Annotated in this window: 18 protein-coding genes; 5 read left to right on the top strand and 13 right to left on the bottom strand. The window is 45.8% G+C overall.

What is annotated here, in order from left to right; translation table 11 throughout:
* Positions 1-190 precede the first annotated feature (190 nt).
* The 5 genes from truA to fabB form a co-directional block, all read right to left on the bottom strand.
* Entirely contained in the window at positions 191-985 is a 795-nt protein-coding gene (gene truA / locus L3V27_RS16830; protein WP_047010110.1) for a tRNA pseudouridine(38-40) synthase TruA, read from the bottom strand.
* A 138-nt stretch (positions 986-1,123) separates the two neighbouring features.
* Positions 1,124-5,359 carry a FimV/HubP family polar landmark protein gene (locus L3V27_RS16835; protein WP_237312369.1) on the bottom strand — a complete coding sequence of 1,412 codons (4,236 nt, stop codon included), beginning with the start codon at positions 5,357-5,359 and terminating at the stop codon, positions 1,124-1,126.
* A 197-nt stretch (positions 5,360-5,556) separates the two neighbouring features.
* The gene (locus L3V27_RS16840) at positions 5,557-6,570 is read right to left on the bottom strand and encodes an aspartate-semialdehyde dehydrogenase (protein WP_005397941.1); all 1,014 of its coding nucleotides are present in this window, start codon (positions 6,568-6,570) and stop codon (positions 5,557-5,559) included.
* Positions 6,567-7,700, bottom strand: a complete 1,134-nt coding sequence (locus L3V27_RS16845; protein ID WP_237312371.1) for a 4-phosphoerythronate dehydrogenase — start codon at positions 7,698-7,700, stop codon at positions 6,567-6,569. Before L3V27_RS16845 ends, L3V27_RS16840 begins: the two co-directional genes overlap by 4 nt.
* 341 nt (positions 7,701-8,041) lie before the next feature.
* Positions 8,042-9,253 (bottom strand): beta-ketoacyl-ACP synthase I, encoded by a 1,212-nt coding sequence (gene fabB, locus L3V27_RS16850; protein ID WP_006741726.1) that lies wholly within the window; start codon positions 9,251-9,253, stop codon positions 8,042-8,044.
* 128 nt (positions 9,254-9,381) lie between these two features.
* Here fabB and mnmC point away from each other — a divergent pair, with 128 nt between their 5' ends.
* Entirely contained in the window at positions 9,382-11,400 is a 2,019-nt protein-coding gene (mnmC, locus tag L3V27_RS16855; RefSeq protein ID WP_237312373.1) for a bifunctional tRNA (5-methylaminomethyl-2-thiouridine)(34)-methyltransferase MnmD/FAD-dependent 5-carboxymethylaminomethyl-2-thiouridine(34) oxidoreductase MnmC, read from the top strand.
* A 76-nt stretch (positions 11,401-11,476) separates the two neighbouring features.
* Here the strand turns inward: mnmC and L3V27_RS16860 are convergent, their stop codons facing one another.
* From L3V27_RS16860 to L3V27_RS16870, 3 genes are all read right to left on the bottom strand, one after another.
* Positions 11,477-12,001: an NADPH-dependent FMN reductase gene (locus L3V27_RS16860; RefSeq protein ID WP_053808780.1), complete on the bottom strand. Its 525-nt coding sequence runs from the start codon at positions 11,999-12,001 to the stop codon at positions 11,477-11,479.
* Between the two features lie 145 nt (positions 12,002-12,146).
* Complete coding sequence (locus L3V27_RS16865; protein ID WP_005397926.1) at positions 12,147-12,410, bottom strand: YfcL family protein; 264 nt, start codon at positions 12,408-12,410, stop codon at positions 12,147-12,149.
* Between the two features lie 25 nt (positions 12,411-12,435).
* Complete coding sequence (locus L3V27_RS16870; RefSeq protein WP_012841543.1) at positions 12,436-12,966, bottom strand: elongation factor P hydroxylase; 531 nt, start codon at positions 12,964-12,966, stop codon at positions 12,436-12,438.
* 333 nt (positions 12,967-13,299) lie between these two features.
* On the opposite strand from L3V27_RS16870, the gene L3V27_RS16875 reads away from it, so the two are divergent.
* A complete protein-coding gene (locus L3V27_RS16875; RefSeq protein ID WP_005397913.1) occupies positions 13,300-13,923 on the top strand; it encodes a trimeric intracellular cation channel family protein in 624 nt (207 codons plus the stop codon).
* An 84-nt stretch (positions 13,924-14,007) separates the two neighbouring features.
* On the opposite strand, the gene aroC is transcribed toward L3V27_RS16875, so the two are convergent.
* Positions 14,008-15,093, bottom strand: a complete 1,086-nt coding sequence (gene aroC, locus L3V27_RS16880) for a chorismate synthase (RefSeq protein ID WP_005397911.1) — start codon at positions 15,091-15,093, stop codon at positions 14,008-14,010.
* Positions 15,094-15,272: 179 nt separating this feature from the next.
* A complete protein-coding gene (gene prmB, locus L3V27_RS16885) occupies positions 15,273-16,205 on the bottom strand; it encodes a 50S ribosomal protein L3 N(5)-glutamine methyltransferase (protein WP_005380541.1) in 933 nt (310 codons plus the stop codon).
* Positions 16,206-16,268: 63 nt separating this feature from the next.
* Between prmB and smrB the strand changes: the two genes are divergently transcribed.
* Positions 16,269-16,799 (top strand): endonuclease SmrB, encoded by a 531-nt coding sequence (gene smrB / locus L3V27_RS16890; protein WP_170902884.1) that lies wholly within the window; start codon positions 16,269-16,271, stop codon positions 16,797-16,799.
* 97 nt (positions 16,800-16,896) lie between these two features.
* Here smrB and sixA read toward each other — a convergent pair whose 3' ends face one another.
* Complete coding sequence (sixA, locus tag L3V27_RS16895; RefSeq protein WP_005397904.1) at positions 16,897-17,361, bottom strand: phosphohistidine phosphatase SixA; 465 nt, start codon at positions 17,359-17,361, stop codon at positions 16,897-16,899.
* 375 nt (positions 17,362-17,736) lie between these two features.
* On the opposite strand from sixA, the gene L3V27_RS16900 reads away from it, so the two are divergent.
* Complete coding sequence (locus L3V27_RS16900) at positions 17,737-20,514, top strand: insulinase family protein (RefSeq protein WP_170902883.1); 2,778 nt, start codon at positions 17,737-17,739, stop codon at positions 20,512-20,514.
* A 168-nt stretch (positions 20,515-20,682) separates the two neighbouring features.
* Positions 20,683-20,937 carry a hypothetical protein gene (locus L3V27_RS16905; RefSeq protein WP_005397900.1) on the top strand — a complete coding sequence of 85 codons (255 nt, stop codon included), beginning with the start codon at positions 20,683-20,685 and terminating at the stop codon, positions 20,935-20,937.
* Between the two features lie 62 nt (positions 20,938-20,999).
* On the opposite strand, the gene fadJ is transcribed toward L3V27_RS16905, so the two are convergent.
* Both fadJ and fadI read right to left on the bottom strand, forming a co-directional pair.
* Positions 21,000-23,111: a fatty acid oxidation complex subunit alpha FadJ gene (fadJ, locus tag L3V27_RS16910; RefSeq protein WP_005394283.1), complete on the bottom strand. Its 2,112-nt coding sequence runs from the start codon at positions 23,109-23,111 to the stop codon at positions 21,000-21,002.
* Positions 23,111-24,418 carry an acetyl-CoA C-acyltransferase FadI gene (gene fadI, locus L3V27_RS16915; RefSeq protein ID WP_005394284.1) on the bottom strand — a complete coding sequence of 436 codons (1,308 nt, stop codon included), beginning with the start codon at positions 24,416-24,418 and terminating at the stop codon, positions 23,111-23,113. Before fadI ends, fadJ begins: the two co-directional genes overlap by 1 nt.
* Between the last annotated feature and the right edge of the window lie 117 nt (positions 24,419-24,535).

Below are 24,535 nucleotides of genomic sequence, written 5' to 3' on the forward strand. Positions count from 1 at the left end.
CTTTTCTCTCAACTCTTCCGCTTCATTGCGAAAGATATAAATTCGACATAATACCGACGGATTAAACCATATCTTGCAGCTACTGTAGATAAAAAACTGGTTGTACCTATTTTTGATATCATAAATAGCGTATGTTTTCCGCTCACATTCAATGTAAACACTACCGATATTTTGAAATAAGTTTGTAAAATTAGTTCAAATTATCTGGCAAAAACAGTGGACCGATCGGCACTTCAGGTAACCCAAATTCTTCTGGATAGTCTACATCTACCAGGTACAGACCTTCCGCTTTCGCTGTCGCACCCGCTAGTTTGCGATCTTTAGCCTCTAGCAACCATTTGATCCATTCAGGGCTCTCTTCACCACGTCCAACCTTTATCAAGCTACCCGTGATGTTACGAACCATATGATGCACGAACGCATTGGCTTTAATATCAATAACCACATAGTTCCCATGGCGCGTAACGTTCAGATGCATCAAGTTTCGAAATGGGCTACGAGACTGACAATGCGCCGCACGAAACGACGTAAAATCATTTTCTCCAAGCAGATACTGCCCTGCCTCATGCATTTTTTTCTCGTCGAGCTCACCATGATAGTGGCTCACACCAGAGTTTAAGATGCCAGGTCGTAAAGCATGATTGAAAATAATGTAACGATAACGGCGCGCTGTCGCTGAGAATCGTGCATGGAAATCATCTGGGACTTCCTTAGCCCAACGAACCGCTATATCACTCGGCATGTTCGCGTTTGCGCCCATGGTCCAAGCTACCATTTTTCGAGTAACGTTGGTATCAAAGTGCACAACTTGTCCTGTGCCATGTACGCCAGCGTCTGTCCGACCAGCACACTGCACTTCAACTGGGTGATTAGCGACAACGGACAATGCTTTCTCTAGCTCTTCTTGGACACTTTTCACTTCTCTTTGACGCTGCCAACCAAAGTAGTTTGTACCGTTGTACTCGATACCTAATGCGATTCTCATCTTAACCTTCGAACTCTAAAATGGGGCGGGAAGTATATACTCAAGTCACCTCAAGTTGCCAGTTTCAACAAGGATGACGTAAAGGTAGCATCATACTAGCGGGACACAAAAAGGGTAGCTAACGCTACCCTTTTCAATTTATCGGCCATTAATGGCATCAATCAGGCTCTTTGCTTCGCGGCGAATATCATCTTCACCGTAAACAATCGCCTCTTCTAGTAGTTTTATCGCCCCTTGAGAATCGTTCATCTCGAGATAGATTTTAGCAAGGTCCAGTTTTCCAGCAGCTTCAGCGTTGCTATCTACGTCAACATCGCCGATCTCACCGATAACATCTGGAAACTCGTTCAATCCGACATCAAGCTTCAGATCTTCCTCTTCGAACTCACCACCTTCTTTATCGACCTGAGCCATCAATTCATCAATCGTCATAAATTGATTTTTCTTTGGGTCGAAGTCATCCAAGTCGCTTTGCTCTGCCCAGTTTTCTTGCGCGATCTCTGGCTGACTTAGTGCGTCACTCGAATTCCAAACATCACGCTGGTCCTCAGGCACATCTTCCGTAGAACTTACACTATCGGCAGCTGGTTTAAAGCCATCCCAATCATCTCCAACATCAAGCATGGTTTCAAAATCCATACCTGCGCTTGCGATGGTGTCACTGTCTAACTGACCTTCAAACACCTCTGAACTTGCGTCTTCAGCAAGAAGGTTAGCCATTGAAGATTCATCATCTAAGTCACTTAGCGGCTCACCCTCTGTCGCTGTTGGCTGCACTTCTGGTTCAGTATCAAAACCGTTTTGCTGCGCAAAGACTTCAAACAAAGCATCATGATCGTTATCGGCTTGAAGAGTTGGTCTCGATGTCTCAGTTTCAACATTAGGAGTCTCTGGCGCACTCTCATTCATTGATGCGAGAACATCTTCCTCATTGAACTCAGGAAGATCTTGGTCGTCAAAACTTAGCTCTTCATCCTCACCGGAGATTGGTTCTATATCTGCAGTCTCAGAGCTCGGTAATTCTGGCTCTTCTTCCATAGATGCCAAGGCGTCTTCTTCACTGAATTCTGGCAGTTCGAGTTCATCGAAATCGAACTCTTCTTCTGCTTCAGTCGCCGACTCAGCTTCAGAGCGCTCAGGCTCGATAGATTCTGGTTCATCTAACGTAGGTTCGCCTGCCATGGACGCCAATGCGTCCTCTTCGCTGAACTCTGGCAGTTCGAGTTCGTCGAAATCGAACTCTTCTTCTGCTTCAGTCGCCGACTCAGCTTCAGAGCGCTCAGGCTCGATAGATTCTGGTTCATCTAACGTAGGTTCGCCTGCCATGGACGCCAATGCATCCTCTTCACTAAACTCTGGCAGTTCGAGTTCATCGAAATCGAACTCTTCTTCTGCTTCAGTCGCCGACTCAGCTTCAGAGCGCTCAGGCTCGATAGATTCTGGGTCATCTAACGCAGGTTCGCCCGCCATAGACGCCAATGCGTCCTCTTCGCTAAACTCTGGTAGATCGAGTTCATCAAAATTGAATTCATCTTCTGCTTCAGTGGCCGAATCAGCTTCAGAGCGCTCAGGCTCGACAGGCTCTGGTTCATCAAACGTAGGTTCGTCCGCCATGGACGCCAGTGCGTCTTCTTCACTGAACTCTGGTAGATCGAGTTCATCAAAATCGAACTCTTCTTCTGCATTGGTGGCCGAATCAGTTTCTGATGCTAGTTCTGAACTTTCTGGCTCACTTTTGTTACCCGAGTTTTGTTCTTGTTCTGGTTGAGTTTCACTTTCTAGTTCAGGCTCATCCAGTAGCCAATCTTCTTCTTGTGGAACACCAAATTCATTTTCTACTGTATTTGGTGTCGGAGTGAACGCTGGGGCGTCTTCTTCTGTATCAACTTGAGGCGGCACTTTAGCATCAGGCTCTACTGATGCATCTTGCGTTGACTTAGAATTGGCATCCTCTTCTTGTTGTGGCGAAGATTCCTCTATCTCAGCTTGCGGCTCTTCAACTTGTTGTTGCGTTAAATCATCTTCAGTATCAAATAGTGCATCCAGTTCAGCAGAAAAGTCCGCTTTTTCTTGCTCTGTAGGCTGAAGCTCTTCACTGTCTGACTCAAACAAGTCGTCTAGCTCGCTCATTAAAGGATCGTTCTCTGGTGAGAGGTCCTCTAAATCACCCAGAAACTCATCGCTGCTAAATGGCTCTGAAGCAGTTTCTGGCTCGGTTAATGGTTGCTCTGGCGCTGTTTGTTGCGGATCTGGTTGACTGTCACTTAATAAAGCGTCGATGTCCAAACCAGACTCAATTTCCGGCTCTTCATGAGCGGGCTCTGACTCGGCTATTGAAGATGGTTTTTCGTCGCCGTCTGGTTCGCCAAAACCAAGTGAAGCGAGTAACTCTTCCTCTTGCGATTTATTCTGTGCAGGGCTTTCGTCCTCTCGAATCAGATCATCAAACGGGTCTAACTCAGTCTCAGTTCCTGTCTCTTCATCCAGTTCGGATGTAACGTCATCAATGAGTTCATCTAGTAAATCTGTGCTATCTGCATCTAACTCTTCAATCGAGTCATCGCCTTCAAAACCAGAGAGTGCTTCTAGCTCATTCAGTGGGTCGAACTCGTCGTCTGTTTCATCTTCGTCAAAACCGATCAGTTCATCGAGTAAGTCCGTACTGTTTTCATCTAGAACGACGTCTTCGCTGGCGTCACCTTCAACTTCTGTCGACTCAGTAACAGGCTGCTCGTATTGAGCTAATAGCTTATCGATATCGTCATCAGATGCCTCTCCTGCGCTGAAATCATCATCCGATACGGGCTGTTTTAGTTCAGGTTCATCGGTATCTAGGTCGAAGTCGTCATTGCCAAGTTCCGCAAACAAGTCATCAAGCATATCCTGATCGACAGTGTCACTTGGTAACTCTTCTGACGGCTCATCTGCTGCAAGTAGTTCCGCAAACGCGTCGTCTGAAAGCGAGTCTGCTTTCTCGTTCGTATCATCTGAAAGATCGAAGCCAGCCTCATCGTCATCGAGCACTTCTAGTTCTGGAGCAACCTCATCTAAGGCTCGCTCCATCTCTTCTAAACCAAGCGCTTTTTCTTCGCCGTTAACTTGGATACCATTGTTCGATGACTCAAACTCATCCAGACCAACATCCAGGTCGCCGTCATCACCGATACCCGCAAATGGGTCATCGTCCCCTTCTAGGTTGAAATCCAGTTCTTCATCGTCAAGGTTGGCAAAGACGTCTTCTTCTAAATCTGGCTTCTCTTCTTGTGTAGCCTGAGTATTTATATCTTCATCTGCGAACAACTCATCATCAAGTGTGAGTTCTTCATCCAGCTCGTCCGTCGCCGCTAAACCAATTGGCGCAGCTAATGGATCGGTTTCCTGCGGCGATTGCGCAGCAGGCTCTTCCTCTTTGTTTTTAGAACGGCGACCAAGCAACATCACAACCAACAGTGCTAGCAATGCACCTGGAATAAGCGCCGCTAAGCCGACAAGCCAACCATTAGACAAAATCTTGTCAATCGTACTTGGCTGCATGCGTTGTTGCTCAGCAAGGCGCTGGCGCTCTTCAGCAAGCAGTTTCTCGACTTCCGAGCGAATGCGTTCTTCGTCATTCAGCTCATTTTTCAAGGTTTCAACTTCGCTTTGCACTTCTGACAACATTAAGCGAAGACGATGGTTCTTCTCTTCCAATGACTCTAATTCACTTTGTGAGCCTTGAAGTTTGTCTTTTAACGCACTGACCTGCTTTTCACCCTGCGGAGAGGTGTTCACAGGTGGCGCAGGAATAACTGGTATTGTTTTTTGAACCGGTTTTGGTTCCGCAGCTACAGTGGTTTCTGGTTTAGGAGCAACAGGCTTGGGTTCTACTTTTATTTGTGGCTTTGGTTGCTCGGCGACGCGTTGCGCTGGCGTGGCTCTATTTGTCGGCTTCGGCTGTTTTAACTTAGCCTCGTGCGCCTTCATGATCGCAACAGCTTGTTCTGTAGTCGCGCTTTGCACTTGCTCTAGAGACGGTACTCGTAGTCGACTCCCTGGGATCAACTCATGAATGTTTTGGTTCTCAAACGCTTGAGGGTTAATTCGATAAATGGCAAGAAGCGTTTGTTGAACGGTAACACCGCGTGAAGGTCTTAATTCTGAAGCGATCGACCATAGTGTTTGATTTTCACCAGTCGGACCAAAGAAACGTGACGGCTGAGTATTTGCAGGAGGAGCAGGTAATGCTCGCTCAATATCTTCAGCATAGCTCGGAGATGATTGCACTTCACCAGACGGTCCAACAAGACGAATTCCTTCGGCTTGAACCACTGATGATGTCTGAGTCGCGCTCATCAACACAAGGGCTGCTAACAAACGCTTATAATTTTGACGCATAGAAGGCTCAGTTTTGTGCTAAATACAATTTGAAATGGTGATCGGTTAAATATATCGGATATCACATGCAAAACTATAGCGTTGAGAATAAAAAATGTGTGGCTCTCGCCATATTCGTACTAATCTCACACTATTTTGTTCCGTTCGTACAAAAAAGCCTCGCACAGTGCGAGGCTTTGAAATGAACTGTAAGTGACTTAGTAGTAATCGCGGATCAGGACTTCAGCGATTTGTACCGCGTTAGTTGCTGCGCCTTTACGCACGTTATCCGCCACAACCCACAAGTTTACCCCACTGTGGTGGCTGATATCGTTGCGGATACGACCAACCATAACATGATCTTTACCACCCGCATCACGCACTTGTGTCGGGAAGTCATCACCGTGGAAGACTTCGATACCGTCAGTTTGCTCAAGCAAGTTAACGACTTCTTGTGCATCGATTGGAGAGCGAGTCTCAATGTGAAGCGCTTCAGCATGACCATAGAATACCGGCACACGCACACACGTTGGGTTTACTGTGATTGATGGATCGTTAAAGATCTTCTGTGTTTCCCACACCATTTTCATTTCTTCTTTGGTGTAGCCATTTTCCATCATCTGATCGATTTGCGGAATACAGTTAAACGCAATCTGTTGAGAGAATTGCTTCTTATCCGCAGGCAGACCGTTTAGAAGCTTAGCCGTTTGACCTGCTAGTTCGTCAATGCCCGCTTTACCCGCACCAGATACGGATTGGTATGTAGATACGTTAATACGCTCAATACCCACTGCATCGTGAATTGGTTTTAGTGCCACCAGCATTTGAATGGTCGAACAGTTTGGGTTCGCGATGATGTTACGGTTACGAAACTCTGCAATCGCTTCTGGGTTTACTTCTGGCACAACAAGAGGAATGTCGTACTCGTAACGGAAGTGTGAAGTGTTGTCGATAACGATAACACCTTCATCTGCCGCGATTGGGGCCCATTTTTCAGATAGTTCACCACCAGCAGAGAACAACGCAATATGAGCTTGAGACCAATCAAACTCTTCAACGTTCTGTACACGAACCGTTTTGCCATTAAAGCGATAAGTCTTGCCTTCGCTACGCTCACTTGCCAATAAGTGAATGTCACCCACTGGGAATTTACGTTCTTGAAGCACTTCTAAAATTGTTTCACCGACCGCACCGGTCGCACCTAAAATGGCAACATTATATTGCTGGCTCATTGACTTACCTCAATCTGAAAACCTAGTTCTGCTAATGGAGCAAGGTTACATGTTTTGTTACCCACTAGCGTGACAGCGCTGTATTCACGGCGATCCCAGTAGTTTTTACGCATCAGGTCAAAAGCACCTGGCTTACTGATCTCACGACGGAAAAGAGCGTCATCTCTACGCACATCATAGATTAACTGCGTGATGTTATGCAGTGTTGCTTCATCCCAAGCTCTGTCCAATACCATAGTAGGAACAGGCGCGGTTGGCAGTAAATCGCTGGCATGCGCACGTAATTCGTTATTTAAGAACTCACAGTAGCTGTTGAAAATCATCGTCGTACCGCGAGCTTTCCCTTCCAAGCCGTAGCCTGCAACGTGAGGGGTTGCGAATGCTAGCAGAGGCAGAAGCTCCATATCAACCTCTGGTTCAAATTCAAATACGTCAAGCGCTGCGGTAAAACCGTCGTTTTTCAAAAGACGTTGCTTCAATGCCTCGTTATCAACGATTGGACCTCGCGCGGCGTTAATCAAAATCTGATCACCACGAAGCGAGTTTAAAACCGTTTCATCAATTAAATGATAAGTTGGATATGGGCCATCTTTGGTGATTGGCGTATGTAGTGTAATGATGTCTGAGCTTTCAATCAGTTCTGTCAACGGAGTAAAGCTACGAGGATCACCAGCCTCTTGTTTGAATGGGTCATTGATGAGAACTTTAATCCCCATGCCTTTCAAACATTTCTCTAGGTAGCTACCTACTTGGCCTGCACCAATAATACCTACCGTCTTGTCAAATACCGAGAAGCCTTGTTGCTGAGCGAGCACCATCATCACGCTGAACGCATACTCCGCCACACCCACTTTGTTACAACCCGGCGCAGCGGTGAAGAATATACCTTTCTCTTTTAAAAGCGCTTGGTCGACATGATCCATACCTGCTGTTGCGGTACCAACAAACTTTAGCTTGTTTGCTTTGCTGATTAGATCGGCATTCACTTTGGTTACCGAGCGAATCATTAGAGCATCGATATCCACTAAATCATCAGCCGTCAGTGTACGACCTGGTTTTAGAATCACTTCACCGAGTTGGCTGAATAGCTCTTCAGCGTACGGCATATTTTCATCAACAATAATTTTCATAGCACCAGCGTTTTAACATCCATTTGTATGAGTTCGTTTATTCGCAAGATGCGAAACTAAAACGATTGTGCCCTTTTCCCGAAAAATCTCAAGAAATAACCCTAATAAACCTCAAGGAGATTAGTTCCAAAGAAATCGTTTAACGGGAAGCAATGTAAAAAGCAGAAATTGAGAAAAGAAAAAGCCCGGCTAAATAGCCGGGCAAAGTTCCAGAACAAAAGGATCCTATCCCGCTCTCCATGGGATAGAGTCTGCGTCTGTTCGATCAGTGTGACTGATCAAGCTCTGGAAACTGGATTGTTGACGCTGTACTCACTCACGTGGCGCGCCAACAAATTCAGTTAACCTTGGTACTTTTTAATAACCAAAGTTGCGTTTGTGCCGCCAAAGCCAAAGCTGTTTGACATTACGGTTGTTAACTCTGCATCACGTGCTTCTGTCACAATGTCTAGACCTTGAGCTGCTTCGTCCAAGTTTTCAATATTGATGCTTGGAGCAATGAAGTTTTTGTCTAGCATAAGTGTTGAGTAAATCGCTTCGTGCACACCAGCGGCGCCTAGTGCGTGACCAGTCATTGCTTTTGTTGCAGAGATTGCAGGGCTGTTCTCACCAAACAATTGTTGGATCGCACCAAGCTCTTTCACGTCACCAACTGGTGTCGACGTGCCGTGCGTGTTGATGTAATCCACACCGTCAACGTCTTGCATCGCCATCTTCATACAACGGATCGCGCCTTCACCTGATGGTGCTACCATGTCGTAGCCATCTGAAGTCGCACCGTAACCTACGATCTCACCGTAGATTTTCGCGCCACGTGCTAGAGCGTGCTCAAGCTCTTCGATAACCAGCATGCCGCCACCGCCAGAGATAACGAAACCATCACGGTCCGCATCATACGTACGAGATGCTTTGTCTGGAGTATCGTTGTATTTCGTTGACAGCGCACCCATGGCGTCAAACATCATGGTTTGAGACCAATCAAGCTCTTCACCGCCACCAGCAAAAACAATGTCTTGTTTACCAAGTTGAATAAGCTCCATCGCGTGACCGATACAGTGTGCAGAAGTAGCACATGCAGAGCTCATTGAGTAGTTCACACCACGAATCTTAAATGGCGTAGCAAGACAAGCGGAAACCGTAGAAGACATAGTACGAGGAACCATGTAAGGGCCAACTCGTTTTACGCCTTTTGCGCGCATCGTGTCTGTCGCTACCGTTTGGTTATATGCAGAAGCACCGCCAGAACCCGCAACGATACCGGTACGATCGTTTGAAACCTGATCCTCTGTAAGACCAGCGTCTGCGATTGCCTGCTCCATTGATAGGTATGCATAAGCAGCCGCATCACCCATAAAGCGCATCTGCTTACGGTCGATGTGTTCCGCCGGGTTGATTTTTAGGTCACCCCATACTTGCGAACGAAGACCGTGTTCTTTGAACTGCTCAGATGCAGTGATGCCAGATTTGCCCGCTTTAAGAGACGCTAGAACTTCTTCGACGTTGTTACCGATACTTGAAACAATACCCATACCGGTGATTACGACTCGTTTCATTATGACATTCCTATAATTCAAAAATCCGCTAGATGATAACTAAGATAGTCAACAAAAGTGGTCAGCTTTCCCATAAATTCGTACAATCGCCCCATTCTTACCGCGCCAAATCACAAATTTGCACCATTATGACTTCAATAAAAAACGCAGAACTTGGTTGGAACGAAGCTGGTACTCCGGTTTCAGACCAATTTGATGATGTTTACTTCTCTAACGTAAACGGTCTTGAAGAGACACGCTACGTTTTCTTAAAACAAAATCATCTCCCAGAAAGATGGCAGGAATTTGACCAAAGACGTTTTGTCATTGGTGAAACAGGATTTGGCACGGGATTAAACTTCTTAGCAGTATGCCAGTGGTTTAGTGAGTTTCGTCGTCAGCATCCAGACGCAGCATTGAAAGAGCTGCATTTTATTAGCTTTGAAAAATACCCGCTAAGCCAAGCAGATTTAAAGAAGGCGCATGAAGCTTGGCCTGAGCTAGCTGAGTACGCGGAAAAGTTACAAAAGCACTACCCTGTCGCCGTACCTGAGTGTCACCGCATTGTGCTTGAAGATGGCGCAATTACACTCGACCTTTGGTTTGGCGACATCAAAGACTGCATGCCGCAAGTCCCATACAACGAACAAGGTTTGATTGACGCTTGGTTTTTAGATGGATTCGCGCCAAGTAAAAACCCAGAAATGTGGAACCAAAATCTGTTCAACAACATGGCTAAGTTAGCCAAGCAAGACTGTACAGTTGCCACTTTTACCGCAGCGGGCTTTGTGCGTCGAGGATTGAACGAAGCAGGCTTTGCAATGAAAAAAGTCAAAGGCTTTGGCACCAAGCGAGAAATGATCGCAGGTTCGATGGAACAACGTGAAAAGCAGTCGAACCATCTCCCTTGGTTCAATCGCACAGCATCTAGCAATCTTGATTCGATTGCTATCATTGGTGGTGGTATAGCCAGCGCGGCGTTAGCGAAAACGTTGGTTCGTCGTGGCCAAAACGTCACGCTTTACTGTAAAGACACTCAACCAGCCGAAGGAGCGTCGGGTAATCGTCAAGGGGCCGTGTATCCCTTGTTGAACGGCCCTCATACTGGTGTTTCGCGTGTGTTTGCGCCTGCATTTTTGTTTGCAAGACAATTTATTGAACAAGCTGCGAAGTCGGTTACATTCGATCACGATTGGTGTGGTGTAACTCAGCTAATGTGGGATGAAAAATCTGCTGATAAGCTGGAAAAGATGCTTGCGGGTAATTTTCCTTCTGAATTGATTCAAAAACTGTCCGCCGAGGAAACTGCGAATACTATCGGATTACCTATCGATATGTCGTCTGTGCACTATCCTATGGGAGGGTGGTTGTGCCCTGCCGAGCTAACGCGTGGGTTAATCAAACAATTAGAACAGACATCGTTACTCTCAACGAAGTTTGAACATCACGTTGAAGCATTAAATTGGGATGAAGAGCATCAGCTTTGGACACTAACGGTCAATGGTCAAACATTTGAGCACTCAACCGTTGTGGTTGCGAATGGCCATGAGTTCCAAACATTGAGCCAAACCGCTTCCCTGCCGATGGGACAGGTGAAAGGGCAAGTCAGTCATGCTCCGGCAACCGAAACGCTGAGTCAATTGAAAACGGTATTGTGTTACGACGGCTACATGACGCCTGTTAACCCAAACAATCAGCACCTGTGCATAGGCGCAAGCTACGATCGCTGTCACCTAGACTACGAATTTGATGAAAACGCTCAGAAGGATAACGCAGAAAAATTAGTTAAGTGCGTACCGAACCAAGAATGGCCAAAAGAAGTAGATATCAGTGGCAATCGATCTCGCCAAGGTATTCGCTGCGTGAGCCGAGATCACTTACCATTTGTCGGAAATGTGGGTGACTTTGAGACGATCAAAACGCAATACGCCAACTTACAAAATCAAAAAGCAGAAGAGGTAGAAACCGTTCATCAGTTCACTAACCTATTCTGCTTCTTAGGTTTAGGATCTCGTGGGCTGAGCTCTGCACCATTGTTAGCTGAAGTGTTGGCCTCGCAAATCTGTGGAGACCCGCTGCCATTACCTGTTGATGTATTGACCGAACTTCATCCAAGTCGAATGTGGGTTCGTAAACTAAGAAAAGGCAAAGCCATTACTGAGCTGTAAGAGTATTCTCTCGTTTACATTCCCGACGCAGGTATGTGTCGGGAATCGCTAACTCATTAAGTCACTCGTGTTGAAATTACTTCAGCTGTGCAATTGCCTGTTTCACTTGCTCTGCTACTTCCGGATTTACCGCCTCACCAGACTCCACATCAAAGTTCTCGTAGAAGCTCGGCACAGATAGCGATGCTTTCACATCTGCTCCGAAAAATTGCGCGGAACCTGTTGCCGCCGCAAGAACGCTCTGTGCGCCACCCGGGCCAGGAGAAGTTGCTAAGTAAACGACCGGCTTGTTTTGAAATACGTTGCGCTCAATGCGCGTCGCCCAATCAAACAGGTTTTTATACGCTGCTGGGTATGAGCCGTTATGCTCTGCGAAGGAAACAACAATAGCGTCAGCCTCAGCCAAATCACGTAAAAATGCGACTGCACCTTCAGCTTGACCAATTTCTTTCTCTTTGTCTTCGCTAAACATCGGTACTTGATAATTGTTTAAGTCTAAAACGTTCACTTGAGCGTCTTCGACTTGGTTTGCTGCGTATGTAGCAAGTAATTTGTTGATTGAGGTAGAGCTGGTAGAAGCACCAAATGCGACAATTTTCATGGTTGTAATCCTTTGTTCACGTTTTATGCTAACCAGAATAAAAGTTGAACAGTTTCGCTACAACCACAAAAATTTTATGGAGAGGTTCGAATTTTTCGAAGTAGTAAATGATTTGGACTAATAAATGGAGAACGACGTTCGGAGATTAAGCCTGAGCCTGCAGTTCTTGCCACAAGTCACTGACGATCGCGCGATCAGCTGGGCTTAACTCGGTACGAGCGTCTTCCAAACTGCTCTCAATGCGTGACTTCAGCTCAGTAATATCGCTAATGCCTTCTTCTTCACAAGATGCCGCAGACAAAGAGATGTGACCACGTAGATAACCACCAGCAAACAATTCATCGTCAGATGCTGTTTCAATTCGAGCATCAATCAGTTCCAGTAGTTTTTCTTCAAATTCAATAATCATGGTGTATCTCTGAGGTTATTTGAGGTTATTTAACGCAAAAGTCTGACGCTTCCAGCGGCTTGGTTTGGTAAAACGCACGCAGAGCATCCGAAAGCATTTTCACTCGCAAAGGCAAGCCAGCTTCCAAAATACCCAACACTTCTTTATGCACTTTCTGCATAAAGCCGAGCCTATCTGGTTCAAAATCGCCGTGTAGATTGTCACAACTCACCGTAAAAGGGAAGCCAGCACTTTGTGCCAGAATCCATTCATAAGCTTGCGGACGCACTTCAACTTTCTCAAACTCCGCTTGAACTTCTGCCGTGCGCCCATCAGGTTCATACCAATAGCCAAAATCTTCCAGCAAACGACGCTCTGGCCCTGCCACACACCAATGCGAGATTTCGTGTAATGCGGAGGCATAAAAACCCCGAGCAAAAATAATCCGATGATGAGGATGCTCATCATCAGCAGGAAGATAAATAGGCTCATCACCACCTAACTCCAATTTCGTATTAAATTGGTCTAAAAAGGTGTCATTGAAAATGGTGATAAGGTCTTGGTATTCGTGGGTCATCGTCGAGTTTGTACTTCAGTTTGACATGCGATGCGTATTGTCGCTGTTTTTATCTATAAGGTAAAGGTGCTCCCACAGTTTTGGTTATTAGTTGAATTTATCTGAACATCGCTTTCTCCATATAATTTCTCATTCGTCAGCGTACTCATTTGCTACTACACTCTCGCCTTATTTTGATGCTGCTCAAACTGCTGTTTTTTAAGCGGTTTGATTACAGGCATGTTGCTGGTTTTAATCACTTTTTAAGAATGATAAAACCTTTTGTAAGTGTTGTTGCTGCGCCTACGATGATTCACGTAGAACGTAGTGACTTTTTACGTTGAGTGTCTCCCTATGTTGCTAAGTGTGTTGTATATCATTGGTATCACGGCTGAAGCCATGACAGGTGCGTTGAGTGCTGGTAGAAGAAAAATGGACTGGTTTGGTGTTATGTTGGTGGCCAGTGCAACGGCCATTGGTGGTGGCACCGTACGTGACATTTTACTGGGACACTACCCTCTTGGTTGGGTAAAAAACCCAGAGTTCCTAGCAATCACGTGTGTTGCGGGTGTACTTACCACAGGCTTAGCGAAATGGGTGATTAAGCTAAAAGGTCTATTCATCCGCCTTGATGCGTTAGGTCTAATCGTATTCAGTATCATCGGAACTAAGATTGCGATGGGCATGGGCTTACACCCTGGAATCTGTATGGTTTCAGCGCTAGTAACGGGTGTATTCGGTGGTCTACTCCGCGACTTAATCTGTCGCCAAACACCGTTGGTACTGCATGAAGAACTTTACGCTTCTGTCGCTCTTATCGCATCAGGAATGTACTTAGCGCTATTAGAATTTAATATTCCCGATGTAACAGCCACTATCATTACGCTGATCACCGGTTATATGCTGCGTATGGCTGCGGTACGTTTTAAGTGGCGTCTCCCTTCTTTCAATTTGGAAACGGAAGGCTCACTCCATTAACTTATCTAAACGCGTAATGAAAACACATTAAAAAGGCTGCCCATTGAGCAGCCTTTTGTCTCTTTATCAAGCTTATTTTTAAGCTTAAATCTTCGGTGTTTCAGTTGTTACGCCATGGTTTTGACCACGATGACGCAGCAAATGATCCATCACCACAATCGCTAGCATCGCTTCAGCTATTGGTACGGCACGAATACCCACACAAGGATCATGACGGCCTTTGGTGATCAACTGAGTTGGCTCACCTTCTTTTGTGATGGTCTCACCCGGAACTGTGATGCTTGATGTTGGCTTAAGCGCAATGTTAGCCACAATGTCTTGACCAGTTGAGATACCGCCAAGAATACCGCCCGCGTGATTACTGCCAAAACCTTCAGGAGCAAGCGTATCACGGTGTTGACTGCCTTTTTGGTTTACCACATCAAAGCCATCACCAATCTCAACGCCTTTCACCGCATTAATGCTCATTAGCGCGTGTGCAATGTCGGCATCAAGACGATCAAATACAGGTTCACCAAGACCAACAGGCACGTTAGTTGCCACAACCTGAATTTTCGCGCCAATTGAGTCGCCTTCTTTTTTCAGGTCACGGATAAGTTGGTCAAACGCTTCTACTTTGTCCACATCTGGGCAAAAGAACGCGTTGTTTTCGATTTCGTTCCAATCTACCTTGTCGATAGAAACATCACCCATTTGTGACAAGTACGCGCGAATCTCAACACCAAACTCATCTTTCAAGTATTTCTTCGCGATTGCACCCGCCGCCACACGCATTGCGGTTTCACGAGCAGACGAGCGGCCGCCACCTCGATAGTCACGGATGCCATACTTTTGGTGGTAAGTATAATCAGCATGACCCGGACGGAATTTATCTTTGATGTCCGAGTAATCTTTTGAGCGCTGATCGGTGTTTTCAATTAGCAAACCGATCGATGTGCCTGTGGTTTTGCCTTCAAAAACACCAGAAAGAATTTTAACTTCATCCGGTTCACGACGTTGTGTGGTGTAACGTGATGTGCCTGGACGACGGCGGTCGAGATCGATTTGCAGATCTGCTTCTGTAATTTCTAACCCCGGAGGACATCCGTCTACGATACATCCCAGTGCGATACCGTGACTTTCCCCGAATGTCGTCACTCGGAAATGTTGTCCGATACTGTTTCCTGCCATTACTTCCTCAAGTTTTTATCGCTACGCCCTCTCAAACCAGAGCGCAACTGCTTTCCAATTCTTCGTGGATTCATAGTGGCTTTATTACGTTTTGATGTAAAGAGTTAATATCGGCGAGGTATGCATAAAAAAACACCGAGCATAAAGCTCGGTGTTTTGACATTTAGTGCAAGACCCTATTAGTCTTTGTACAGTTTAAACTCTTCTGCACACTCAACCAGCTGGTCACGCGTTAGCATGAATACGCCGTGACCGCCGTTCTCGAACTCAATCCAAGTGAAAGGAATCTCTGGGTACTGTTCCATCATGTGAATCATTGAGTTGCCAACTTCACAGATAAGAATACCGTTATCTGTTAGGTAGTCTGGTGCATTTGCAAGAATACGACGCACAAGTTTTAGGCCATCCGTACCCGCTGCTAAACCAAGCTCAGGTTCGTGTGTGAACTCGTCTGGCAGGCTGTTCATGTCTTCTTCATCCACATATGGTGGGTTAGACACGATCAAGTTGTACTTCTCTTTTGGTAAGTCGCGGAACAAGTCAGAGCGAATTGGGAACACTTGCTGCTCCATGCCATGATCTTGTACGTTTTGCTCAGCCACTTGTAGAGCATCTGTAGAGATGTCGATCGCATCCACTTCAGCTTCAGGGAAAGCGTGCGCACAAGCAATCGCGATACAACCAGAACCCGTACATAGGTCCATGATGCGCGTAGGCTCTTCCACCAACCAAGGTTGGAATTCTGCTTGAATCAACTCACCAATTGGAGAGCGTGGCACGAGTACGCGCTCATCAACGAAGAATTCAAGACCGCAGAACCACGCTTTGTTGGTTAGATATGCAGTTGGTGTACGTTCATTGATACGTTTTACTACACGCTCAACAATACGCAGACGCTCGCTGGTCGTTAGGCGAGAGTTTAATACGTGCGGAGGCACATCAATCGGCAAGTATAAGGTTGGCAGGATAAGCTGAACCGCTTCATCCCACGCATTATCAGTACCATGACCGTAAAACAGGTTCGCTGCGTTAAAGCGGCTTACCGTCCAACGAATCATATCTTGAAGGGTATGCAGCTCCGATACCGCTTCTTCTACAAAAATCTTATCCAAAATTGCCTCCGAAAAGCGCTACAATACTGCCAATAAAAGTTTATTAATGAAATTGTTTACCTAATGAGCAAAAAAGACACCGAACACGATGACGATTTCGCCTTGTTTCAGGAAGCAGTACAGGGCGTAAAAAAGTTGCGACAGGATACCATAATCCAGCAACCAAAAAAAAATACTAAGCAAAAAGAAATCAAGCGCTCCAACCGTGAAGCGCGTGATTCTGAGTTTTACTTCTCCGACGAGTTTGTCCCTCTCTTAAATGAAGATGGCCCAACTCGTTATGCACGTGACGACGTCTCCACTTATGAAGTTAAACGTCTACGTCGCGGCGTGTATGTACCGGACGTATTCCTCGATATGCACGGCATGACACAACAAGAAGCTAAACGCGAACTTGGTGCGATGATCGCCTACTGCGTCAAAAACGAGATTCACTGTGCGTGTGTGCAACATGGCATTGGTAAACACATCCTGAAACAGAAAGCGCCACTTTGGTTAGCACAACACCCAGACGTAATGGCTTTCCACCAAGCGCCACTAGAATTCGGCGGTGATGGTGCGTTGTTAGTTTTGCTCTCGATTCCAGAAAAGTAACTAGCTCACTGTAGAAGCAATTAAACAAAAAGGCAGGAAATTTCCTGCCTTTCTTCATTCTATATCTAATGTTTAAATGCTTATTTGGTTTCGACGCTTATGGCGTAATATGCCACAGCACTTCACCGTTTTGCGTTTGTAGATCGTATTCAATACACACTAGACCTGATGTAGGAAACATCGGTGGTGCCATGTCTTTTACAAACTCTGAAGTGAGATAACCAACCAAAGGCAAGTGAGAGACAAGCAGAAGCGAGTCTAGTTTTTCCACTTCAATCAATGCACTTGCAAAATCAAATACATGCTCAGATTGGCCGTAAGGTGTAATATCTTCACAAGTTTCGATGCTTTTTGCAGCAAAATACTCGCTGATCTCTTGCCAAGTTTGTTGAGCTCTAATGTACGGACTCACCAACACTTTATCGAATTGCGCAAAACCTTGTTCTTTACAGGCTCTCGCAACCGCTTCTGATTCGACTCTGCCTCTTGGGGTCAATTGTCGTGCTGCGTCTGAATCTGCAAAATGCTCGGCTTCGCCGTGACGCATGATGAATATTTTCATGTTATTTCCTAGGGATAGCTAACGCTACCAAAAGGTTGACTGCTATCTTTATTAGATAGACGGGGCTAACTTTAATAATGACGAAACAAAAATACTGATATAATTATCTGTTCATTATACCAATTCGCTTGCTAAAGATAGCGACTTTCTTAACAATCTATTAAAAAGAATGTACTCAGTTCATCACAGTATTTAACTGTGCTATGAGTTCAGAGCATTCATTCAAACAGTTCTTCCCCATACGCAAACGCGATGGGCCTGTGCAGAAGTCTACGAATAACAAAAATACGGCAAGCAGTATTTGTCGAAACGCAAACTTTGCGCCCCCTAGCTAGGGGTTCATAATTACTGTAATGCGAAATCTGGAGACGCATCGTGCATCTAAGTCCTAACGATTCAAATCAATACCGCTACATTACCTTGAGCAATGATCTGCGTGTACTGCTGATTCATTCCGAGACAGCTCAACAGTCAGCAGCTGCTCTAGCAGTGAACGTTGGACACTTCGACGACCCAAACGATCGCCAAGGTCTGGCACACTATTTAGAACATATGCTTTTTTTGGGTACGGAAAAATACCCTAAAGTGGGCGAGTTTCAAAGTTATATTAGCCAGCATGGAGGAACAAATAACGCTTGGACGGGTACTGAGCACACTTGTTTCTTTTTTGATGTTACTCCGAATGCCTTTGAAAATGCCTTAGATCGATTTAGCCAATTTTTTACCGCACCATTGTTTAACGAAGAAGCTTTAGACAAAGAACGCCAGGCTGTCGACTCCGAATACAAACTCAAACTTAATGACGATTCTCGCCGCCTGTATCAAGTCAACAAAGAAGTCATCAATCCAGATCACCCTTTCTCTAAGTTCTCAGTCGGCAACCTAGATACATTAGGTGACCGAGAGGGTAAATCCATCCGCGACGAAATTGTCGAGTTTCACCACTCTCAATACTCTGCCGATCTCATGACGTTGACGCTCTTTGGGCCGCAGTCGCTCGATGCTCAGCAAGCGTGGGTAGAAGCCATGTTTGCCAATATCCCAAACCACCACCTTCGTGGAAAATCGATTGATGTCCCCATTAGCACCAAAGAAAGTACCGGAATTTTAGTTCAAGTTGAACCAATCAAAGAATTTCGAAAACTCATTCTCACCTTCCCAATGCCGGGAATGGATAAGCACTACGGCGTTAAACCACTCTCTTACTTCGCGCATTTACTCGGCTATGAAGGCGAAGGCAGCTTAATGCTCCAGCTAAAAAATGAAGGCTGGATTACGTCACTTTCTGCAGGAGGCGGCGCTAGTGGTAGCAACTATCGAGATTTTACGGTTAGCTGCACACTCACCCCGCTGGGTCTCAACCACGTTGACAACATCATCCAAGCGGTTTTTCAATACCTCTCGATGATCAAACAAGACGGGCTAGATGAATGGCGCTATCTCGAAAAACAAGCGGTGCTTGAGTCGGCGTTTCGTTTCCAGGAACCATCTCGACCAATGGATTTGGTTAGCCATCTTGTTATCAATATGCAGCATTATCAGCCAGACGATACCATTTATGGCGACTACAAAATGGCGGGCTATGATGAACAACTGCAGCGTTCGTTGCTGCAATACTTAACCATCGATAATGTCCGCGTAACCCTGATTGCAAAAGGACTGGAATACAACCGTACTGCCGAATGGTACTTTACTCCATATTCCGTCACGCCTTTTAGTGATGAGCAACGCCGCTTCTATCAACAAATCGATCCAAGCTGGCAGTTCGTCTTACCAGAAAAGAACCCTTATATTTGCTACGATCTCGATCCCATGCCGTTCGAAAATGGTGGTTCACTACCAGAGTTAATTGAAGATCTCGAAGGCTTCCGACTTTGGCATTTACAAGATGATGAATTTCGCGTGCCAAAAGGCGTTGTATATGTCGCTATCGACAGCTCTCACGCTGTTGCATCACCGAAGAACATTGTCAAAACTCGCCTATGTGTCGAGATGTTCCTCGACTCGCTAGCAAAAGAAACCTATCAAGCGGAAATCGCAGGGATGGGTTACAACATGTACGCTCACCAAGGCGGGGTTACCTTAACCCTCTCAGGGTTCAGCCAAAAACTGCCTCAATTGTTGGAAATGATCCTGCACCGTTTTGCTTCTCGAGATTTCAGCCCTGCACGCTTTGAAACCATCAAGCAGCAACTGTTACGTAACTGGAGAAATGCTTCACAAGATCGTCCTATTTCACAGCTGTTTAACGCACTTACAGGGCTACTTCAACCCAATAACCCGCCTTTCGCAACCTTAGTCGAAGCGCTAGAAGAAATCGAAGTAGATGAACTCTCGGTATTCGTTGAATCAATTCTTGCAGAGCTGCACGTTGAAATGTTTGTTTACGGAGATTGGCAGCGTCAACAAGCGCATGACATGGCGACGACCTTAAAGGATGCCCTAAGAGTAAAAGAGCAGCGTTATGAAGAGGCACTCCGCCCACTCATCATGCTGGGAAAAAACGGCAGTTTTCAACGTGAAGTACATTGTAACCAGCAAGATTCGGCGGTCGTTATTTATCACCAGTGTGAGGATATTGAGCCTCGTAGCATTGCTCTATACTCATTGGCGAACCATCTCATGTCGGCAACTTTTTTCCACGAGATCCGCACAAAACAGCAATTAGGTTACATGGTGGGCACTGGCAATATGCCACTTAATCGTCATCCGGGTATTGTGCTTTATGTGCAATCACCCAATGCTGCGCCTGCCGAGCTGGTTACCTCAATCGATGAGTTCTTAAATGCCTTTTATATGGTGCTGTTAGAACTGAACGATTACCAGTGGCATAGCAGTAAGCGCGGCTTGTGGAATCAAATAGCGACGCCGGACACCACACTGCGAGGTCGTGCTCAGCGTCTTTGGGTTGCAATAGGAAACAAAGACACCGAGTTTAACCAACGTGACAAGGTACTTGCTGAACTGAAGAAATTGACCCGAGCAGACATGATTCGCTTTGTCGTTAATGAGTTGAAACCTCGCACGGCAAACCGATTGGTCATGCACTCTCAAGGGCAATCGCATTCGGACGCTCCGCGCATCCACTTAGGGCAAGAAATTGGATCGATTGAAGAGTTCCAACTTAGGCCAAAAGATTGCGGCTTAGGATGATCTAATTGCGCAGTAATAAAATTATCGATTAGTAAGTATATACCTACAAACCAATGAGGTTGTGGGTCTCATAAATAGAATCGACACCATAATTGGCAGAAAATTGAAATTACGCCATTGCGGCTTATGCTCTAATTACCACACTAAAAATAAATTAATGAGGTAATCATGAAAAAAGCACTACTACTTGCGGCTATTTTACTGCCACTGGCATCTGCACACGCTGAAATCTCGGTGAAAGGTGATGGCTTTGAGCTAAGTAACGACTGTGTCCGCCTAAGCGGAGACAATGTTTCTATCAAATCAGATGATTGCTCTTCAAAACAGTGGAAAGATAAAGACAACAAAGGCAACAGCAGCGTTCACGGGGACGACAACCCAGGTAAAGGCCACAATAAAGATAAGAAAGACAAGAAGAAGTAACTATTTCTTATTTATGAAAAAGGCTTGCCACTGGCAAGCCTTTTTCTTTATCGAAGCAACGTTTAATAGAATGTGGTTCCTTCTCCAGCTCGAGTAAGCAAACCATCACACGGTGCGTAACGATCGCCGTACTTCGATGCAAACTCATTCATTTTCTCAACCAGTTCTTTAATGCCAAACTGATCCATATAACGGAATGGACCGCCCAAGAATGGAGGGAAACCAATGCCAAATATTGCACCAATATCACCATCACGTGGCGAGCGAATGATGCCGTCATCCAAACAACGTACCGCTTCATTCAGCATTGGTAGTACACAGCGCAACGCAATATCGTTATCGCTCAGCTTAGATTCAGGATCGAGCTTAAGCAGCTTGTAGATAGATTTATCGACTTCTTTCTTCTTACCTTTGTAAGTGTAGAAACCTTTCCCGCTCTTACGTCCTTTGCGACCGTCATTCAATAAGATATCGAACACGTCAGGGCCTTTGAATCGCTCACCTAACTCGTTGACTAGAATCGGCATGATCTTCGCGCCAATGTCGACACCGACTTCATCCAGTAAGGTAATCGGGCCGACAGGGAAACCAAAATCAAGCAACGCCGTATCAATCTTTTCGATCGGTTCGTTAGCCAGCAGAATATGCGCCGCTTCGTTCATGTATGGCGCAAGAATGCGGTTCACGTAAAAGCCCGCTTTGTCTTTCACTACGATCGGGGTTTTACCTTGCTTTTTAGCAAGTGCAACGACTGTTGAAATGGTTTCATCTGAGGTCGTTTCATGCGGAATCACTTCCACCAACGGCATTTTTTCTACCGGGCTGAAGTAATGCAAACCCACTACGTTTTCTGGACGCTCCGCTTTTTCTGCAATTTTGTGGATTGGTAACGAAGAAGTATTGGTCGCAAAGATGGTTTCCGGCTTGGCATTCGCTTCAATATCCGCCACCATTTTTTGTTTAAGATCTAAGTCTTCAAAAACGGCTTCAATTACGACATCAATATGATTAAAGCTGGTAAAGTCGACACCGCCAGACAGTTGCAACATTTTCGCTTGCAGATCGGCTTTTGATAGAATGCGACGTTTACGCTGTTTCTCGAATAACTTGTAGTTATAGTTGAGTGCGTTTAGAACGCCATCGTTGCTGACGTCTTTGATGCGGACAGGCACCTTCGCTTTTGCAACAGACACATGGCTGATTCCTGCGCCCATCAAGCCACCGCCAAGCACGCCAACTTTATGAACTGGCGCGGGTTTCGCATCCGTACCATTTTCTTTCTTCATTTCCGTTGTCGCAAAGAAGATAGAACGGAGCGCTTTTGATTCAGAGCTCATCACAAGCTCACCGAAGCGTTTCGCTTCAAGCTCTTGTCCTTGGGCGAAACCTTTCTCTAAACCATGCTGAATAACGTCTAAAATCGCGACCGTTGCAGGATAGTTACCACGGGTTTTCTGATTGGTTTTCTTCGCTGCCTGTTCAAACACAAACTTGCGCCCTAACCCGCTACCCGACATCACTTTTTCTTTCGTCGATAGCTTTTTCGTACCCTTGTTTTTACCTTTGTCGATAAACTGTTTTGCTACGTCGAGCAAAATGGTGTCAGGGACACAGGCGTCCACAACGCCCAGCTTTTTAGCTTTCTTTGCGCGAAGCTGTTTACCCGTCAGGATCAAGTCCAGTGAAGGTAACAGGCCAATCAAACGCGGCAGACGCTGCGTACCGCCGGAACCTGGCAGCAATCCAAGCTGTACTTCTGGTAGGCCTAAACGCGTTTTATCTGAATCCGTACAAACACGATAATCACATGCAAGAGCAAGCTCTAAACCACCGCCCAAACATGGACCGTGAATAGCGGCAACCACAGGATATGGTAAGTCCGATAGCTGCTGGAATAGCTCTTGACCTTGCCTCGCTAATGCTTCTGCTTCACTTGCGGTCGTGCACGCTTCTAGCATGCGAACATCGGCCCCCGCGACAAAGTTGTCCGGTTTTAGGGAATGAATGATCATCCCTTTGATGCCACTGGCGTCTTTTAGCTGAGCAAAGATTTCTTTCATTTCATCAGCAAAAGCCGCCTGTAGCGTATTCATTTTTTCATTAGGTACGTCAATCGCTAACCAAGCAATATTCTGCTCATCAACTTTTAGACTAAATGCTTTTTGCTCGCTCATTACTCAACCTCCAGAATCATTGCTGCACCAAGACCGCCAGCTGCACATGCGGTATTCAATGCAATACCGCCACCACGGCGTTTCAGTTCACGTAGGGTTTGCGTCATCATTCGTGCACCTGTCGCCGCGAATGGGTGACCGTAAGCGATTGAGCCACCAAGCACGTTAAACTTATCCATGTCGATTTCACCGATCGCTTTCGAACGACCTAGATTTTCTTGAGCAAACTTATCTGAAGCAAACATCTTCACATTCGCCAATGCTTGCGCAGCAAACGCTTCGTGCATGTCGATCAACGTCAGATCAGACAATTCCAAGCCTGTATTTTCTAGCACTTTTGCTGTGGCATAAGTCGGTCCCATCAGCATGTCCTTTTCCACACCGATCGCTGAAAATGCGTAGCCACGTATGTAGCCAAGAATCTCCATGCCAAGCTCTTTCGCTTTACCTTCGCGCATCAACATCACTGCCGCACCACCATCAGTCAGTGGCGTACTGTTAGCTGCCGTAACACTGCCATACTGGCGATCAAAGGCAGGTCGAAGTTTCGCGTACCCTTCTACGGTTGAGTCGTGACGGACATTGTTGTCTTCCGAAATCCATTTTTTGTATGGTTCTGGAAAAGCCGTCATCACTTCACCTTGGATCTTACCTTCTTTCCAAGCTTGGGAAGCCAGCGTATGAGAGCGATGTGCAAGCGCATCCTGCTCTGCACGAGAAATACCATGCGTCTTTGCCATTTGCTCCGCAGTTTGTCCCATCGACAAGCCCGTCGAGTATTCGGCTACTGCAGGAGGCACTGGCATAAGGTCTTTAAAGCTCAAGTTTTTGAGGATGCTAAGCTTCTGACCCATTGTTTTTGTCTTACTTAGAGCAAGCAGATTAGCGGCCAGTTTCTTAGATACGCCAATAGGCAGGACGGAAGAAGAGTCTGCACCACCAGCAATACCGATATCGATGGTTCCCGCCATGATGCTTTCTGCGACATTGACCGCCGCTTGAAAACTCGTTGCACACGCACGAGTCACACTGTAAGCATCAGTATGGATGTTCATACCGGTGCCTAACACAATTTCTCGTGCGATGTTTGGCGCTTCAGGCATTTGTACTACTTGTCCAAATACCACTTGTTCGATTAACTTCGGATCAATATCTGTTCGAGCAAGCATTTCGCTTACTACCATTTTCCCTAAATCGACCGCTGGCACTTGGCTAAATTCCGTGCTTTGACGAGCAAAGGGAGTTCGAAGCCCCGCGACAATAGCGACACGCTCACCATTGCGTGTTTTTACTTCCTGCTTGCCCATTGTTTCTCCTTAAATACAAGAGGTCTGACCTGATGCATTGTAATGAATTTGTTAAATTTATCAAACATGCGTTTAAATAAACGTGAAGCAAGTAGATCAATTACTCTACTTCTTTGA

The sequence above is a fragment of the Vibrio sp. J2-3(2022) genome (genome assembly GCF_021725735.1).
Taxonomy (GTDB): domain Bacteria; phylum Pseudomonadota; class Gammaproteobacteria; order Enterobacterales; family Vibrionaceae; genus Vibrio; species Vibrio diabolicus.

What these genes read in the sequence shown, in the direction of transcription:
- smrB (WP_170902884.1), top strand. Translation starts at nt 16,269, where the DNA reads ATGAGCAAAAAAGACACCGAACACGATGACGATTTCGCCTTGTTTCAG.
- L3V27_RS16905 (WP_005397900.1), top strand. Translation starts at nt 20,683, where the DNA reads ATGAAAAAAGCACTACTACTTGCGGCTATTTTACTGCCACTGGCATCT.
- fabB (WP_006741726.1), bottom strand. Translation starts at nt 9,253, where the DNA reads ATGAAACGAGTCGTAATCACCGGTATGGGTATTGTTTCAAGTATCGGT.
- L3V27_RS16860 (WP_053808780.1), bottom strand. Translation starts at nt 12,001, where the DNA reads ATGAAAATTGTCGCATTTGGTGCTTCTACCAGCTCTACCTCAATCAAC.
- L3V27_RS16875 (WP_005397913.1), top strand. Translation starts at nt 13,300, where the DNA reads ATGTTGCTAAGTGTGTTGTATATCATTGGTATCACGGCTGAAGCCATG.
- L3V27_RS16840 (WP_005397941.1), bottom strand. Translation starts at nt 6,570, where the DNA reads ATGAGCCAGCAATATAATGTTGCCATTTTAGGTGCGACCGGTGCGGTC.
- aroC (WP_005397911.1), bottom strand. Translation starts at nt 15,093, where the DNA reads ATGGCAGGAAACAGTATCGGACAACATTTCCGAGTGACGACATTCGGG.
- L3V27_RS16865 (WP_005397926.1), bottom strand. Translation starts at nt 12,410, where the DNA reads ATGATTATTGAATTTGAAGAAAAACTACTGGAACTGATTGATGCTCGA.
- L3V27_RS16835 (WP_237312369.1), bottom strand. Translation starts at nt 5,359, where the DNA reads ATGCGTCAAAATTATAAGCGTTTGTTAGCAGCCCTTGTGTTGATGAGC.
- truA (WP_047010110.1), bottom strand. Translation starts at nt 985, where the DNA reads ATGAGAATCGCATTAGGTATCGAGTACAACGGTACAAACTACTTTGGT.
- fadJ (WP_005394283.1), bottom strand. Translation starts at nt 23,111, where the DNA reads ATGAGCGAGCAAAAAGCATTTAGTCTAAAAGTTGATGAGCAGAATATT.
- mnmC (WP_237312373.1), top strand. Translation starts at nt 9,382, where the DNA reads ATGACTTCAATAAAAAACGCAGAACTTGGTTGGAACGAAGCTGGTACT.
- fadI (WP_005394284.1), bottom strand. Translation starts at nt 24,418, where the DNA reads ATGGGCAAGCAGGAAGTAAAAACACGCAATGGTGAGCGTGTCGCTATT.
- sixA (WP_005397904.1), bottom strand. Translation starts at nt 17,361, where the DNA reads ATGAAAATATTCATCATGCGTCACGGCGAAGCCGAGCATTTTGCAGAT.
- L3V27_RS16845 (WP_237312371.1), bottom strand. Translation starts at nt 7,700, where the DNA reads ATGAAAATTATTGTTGATGAAAATATGCCGTACGCTGAAGAGCTATTC.
- L3V27_RS16870 (WP_012841543.1), bottom strand. Translation starts at nt 12,966, where the DNA reads ATGACCCACGAATACCAAGACCTTATCACCATTTTCAATGACACCTTT.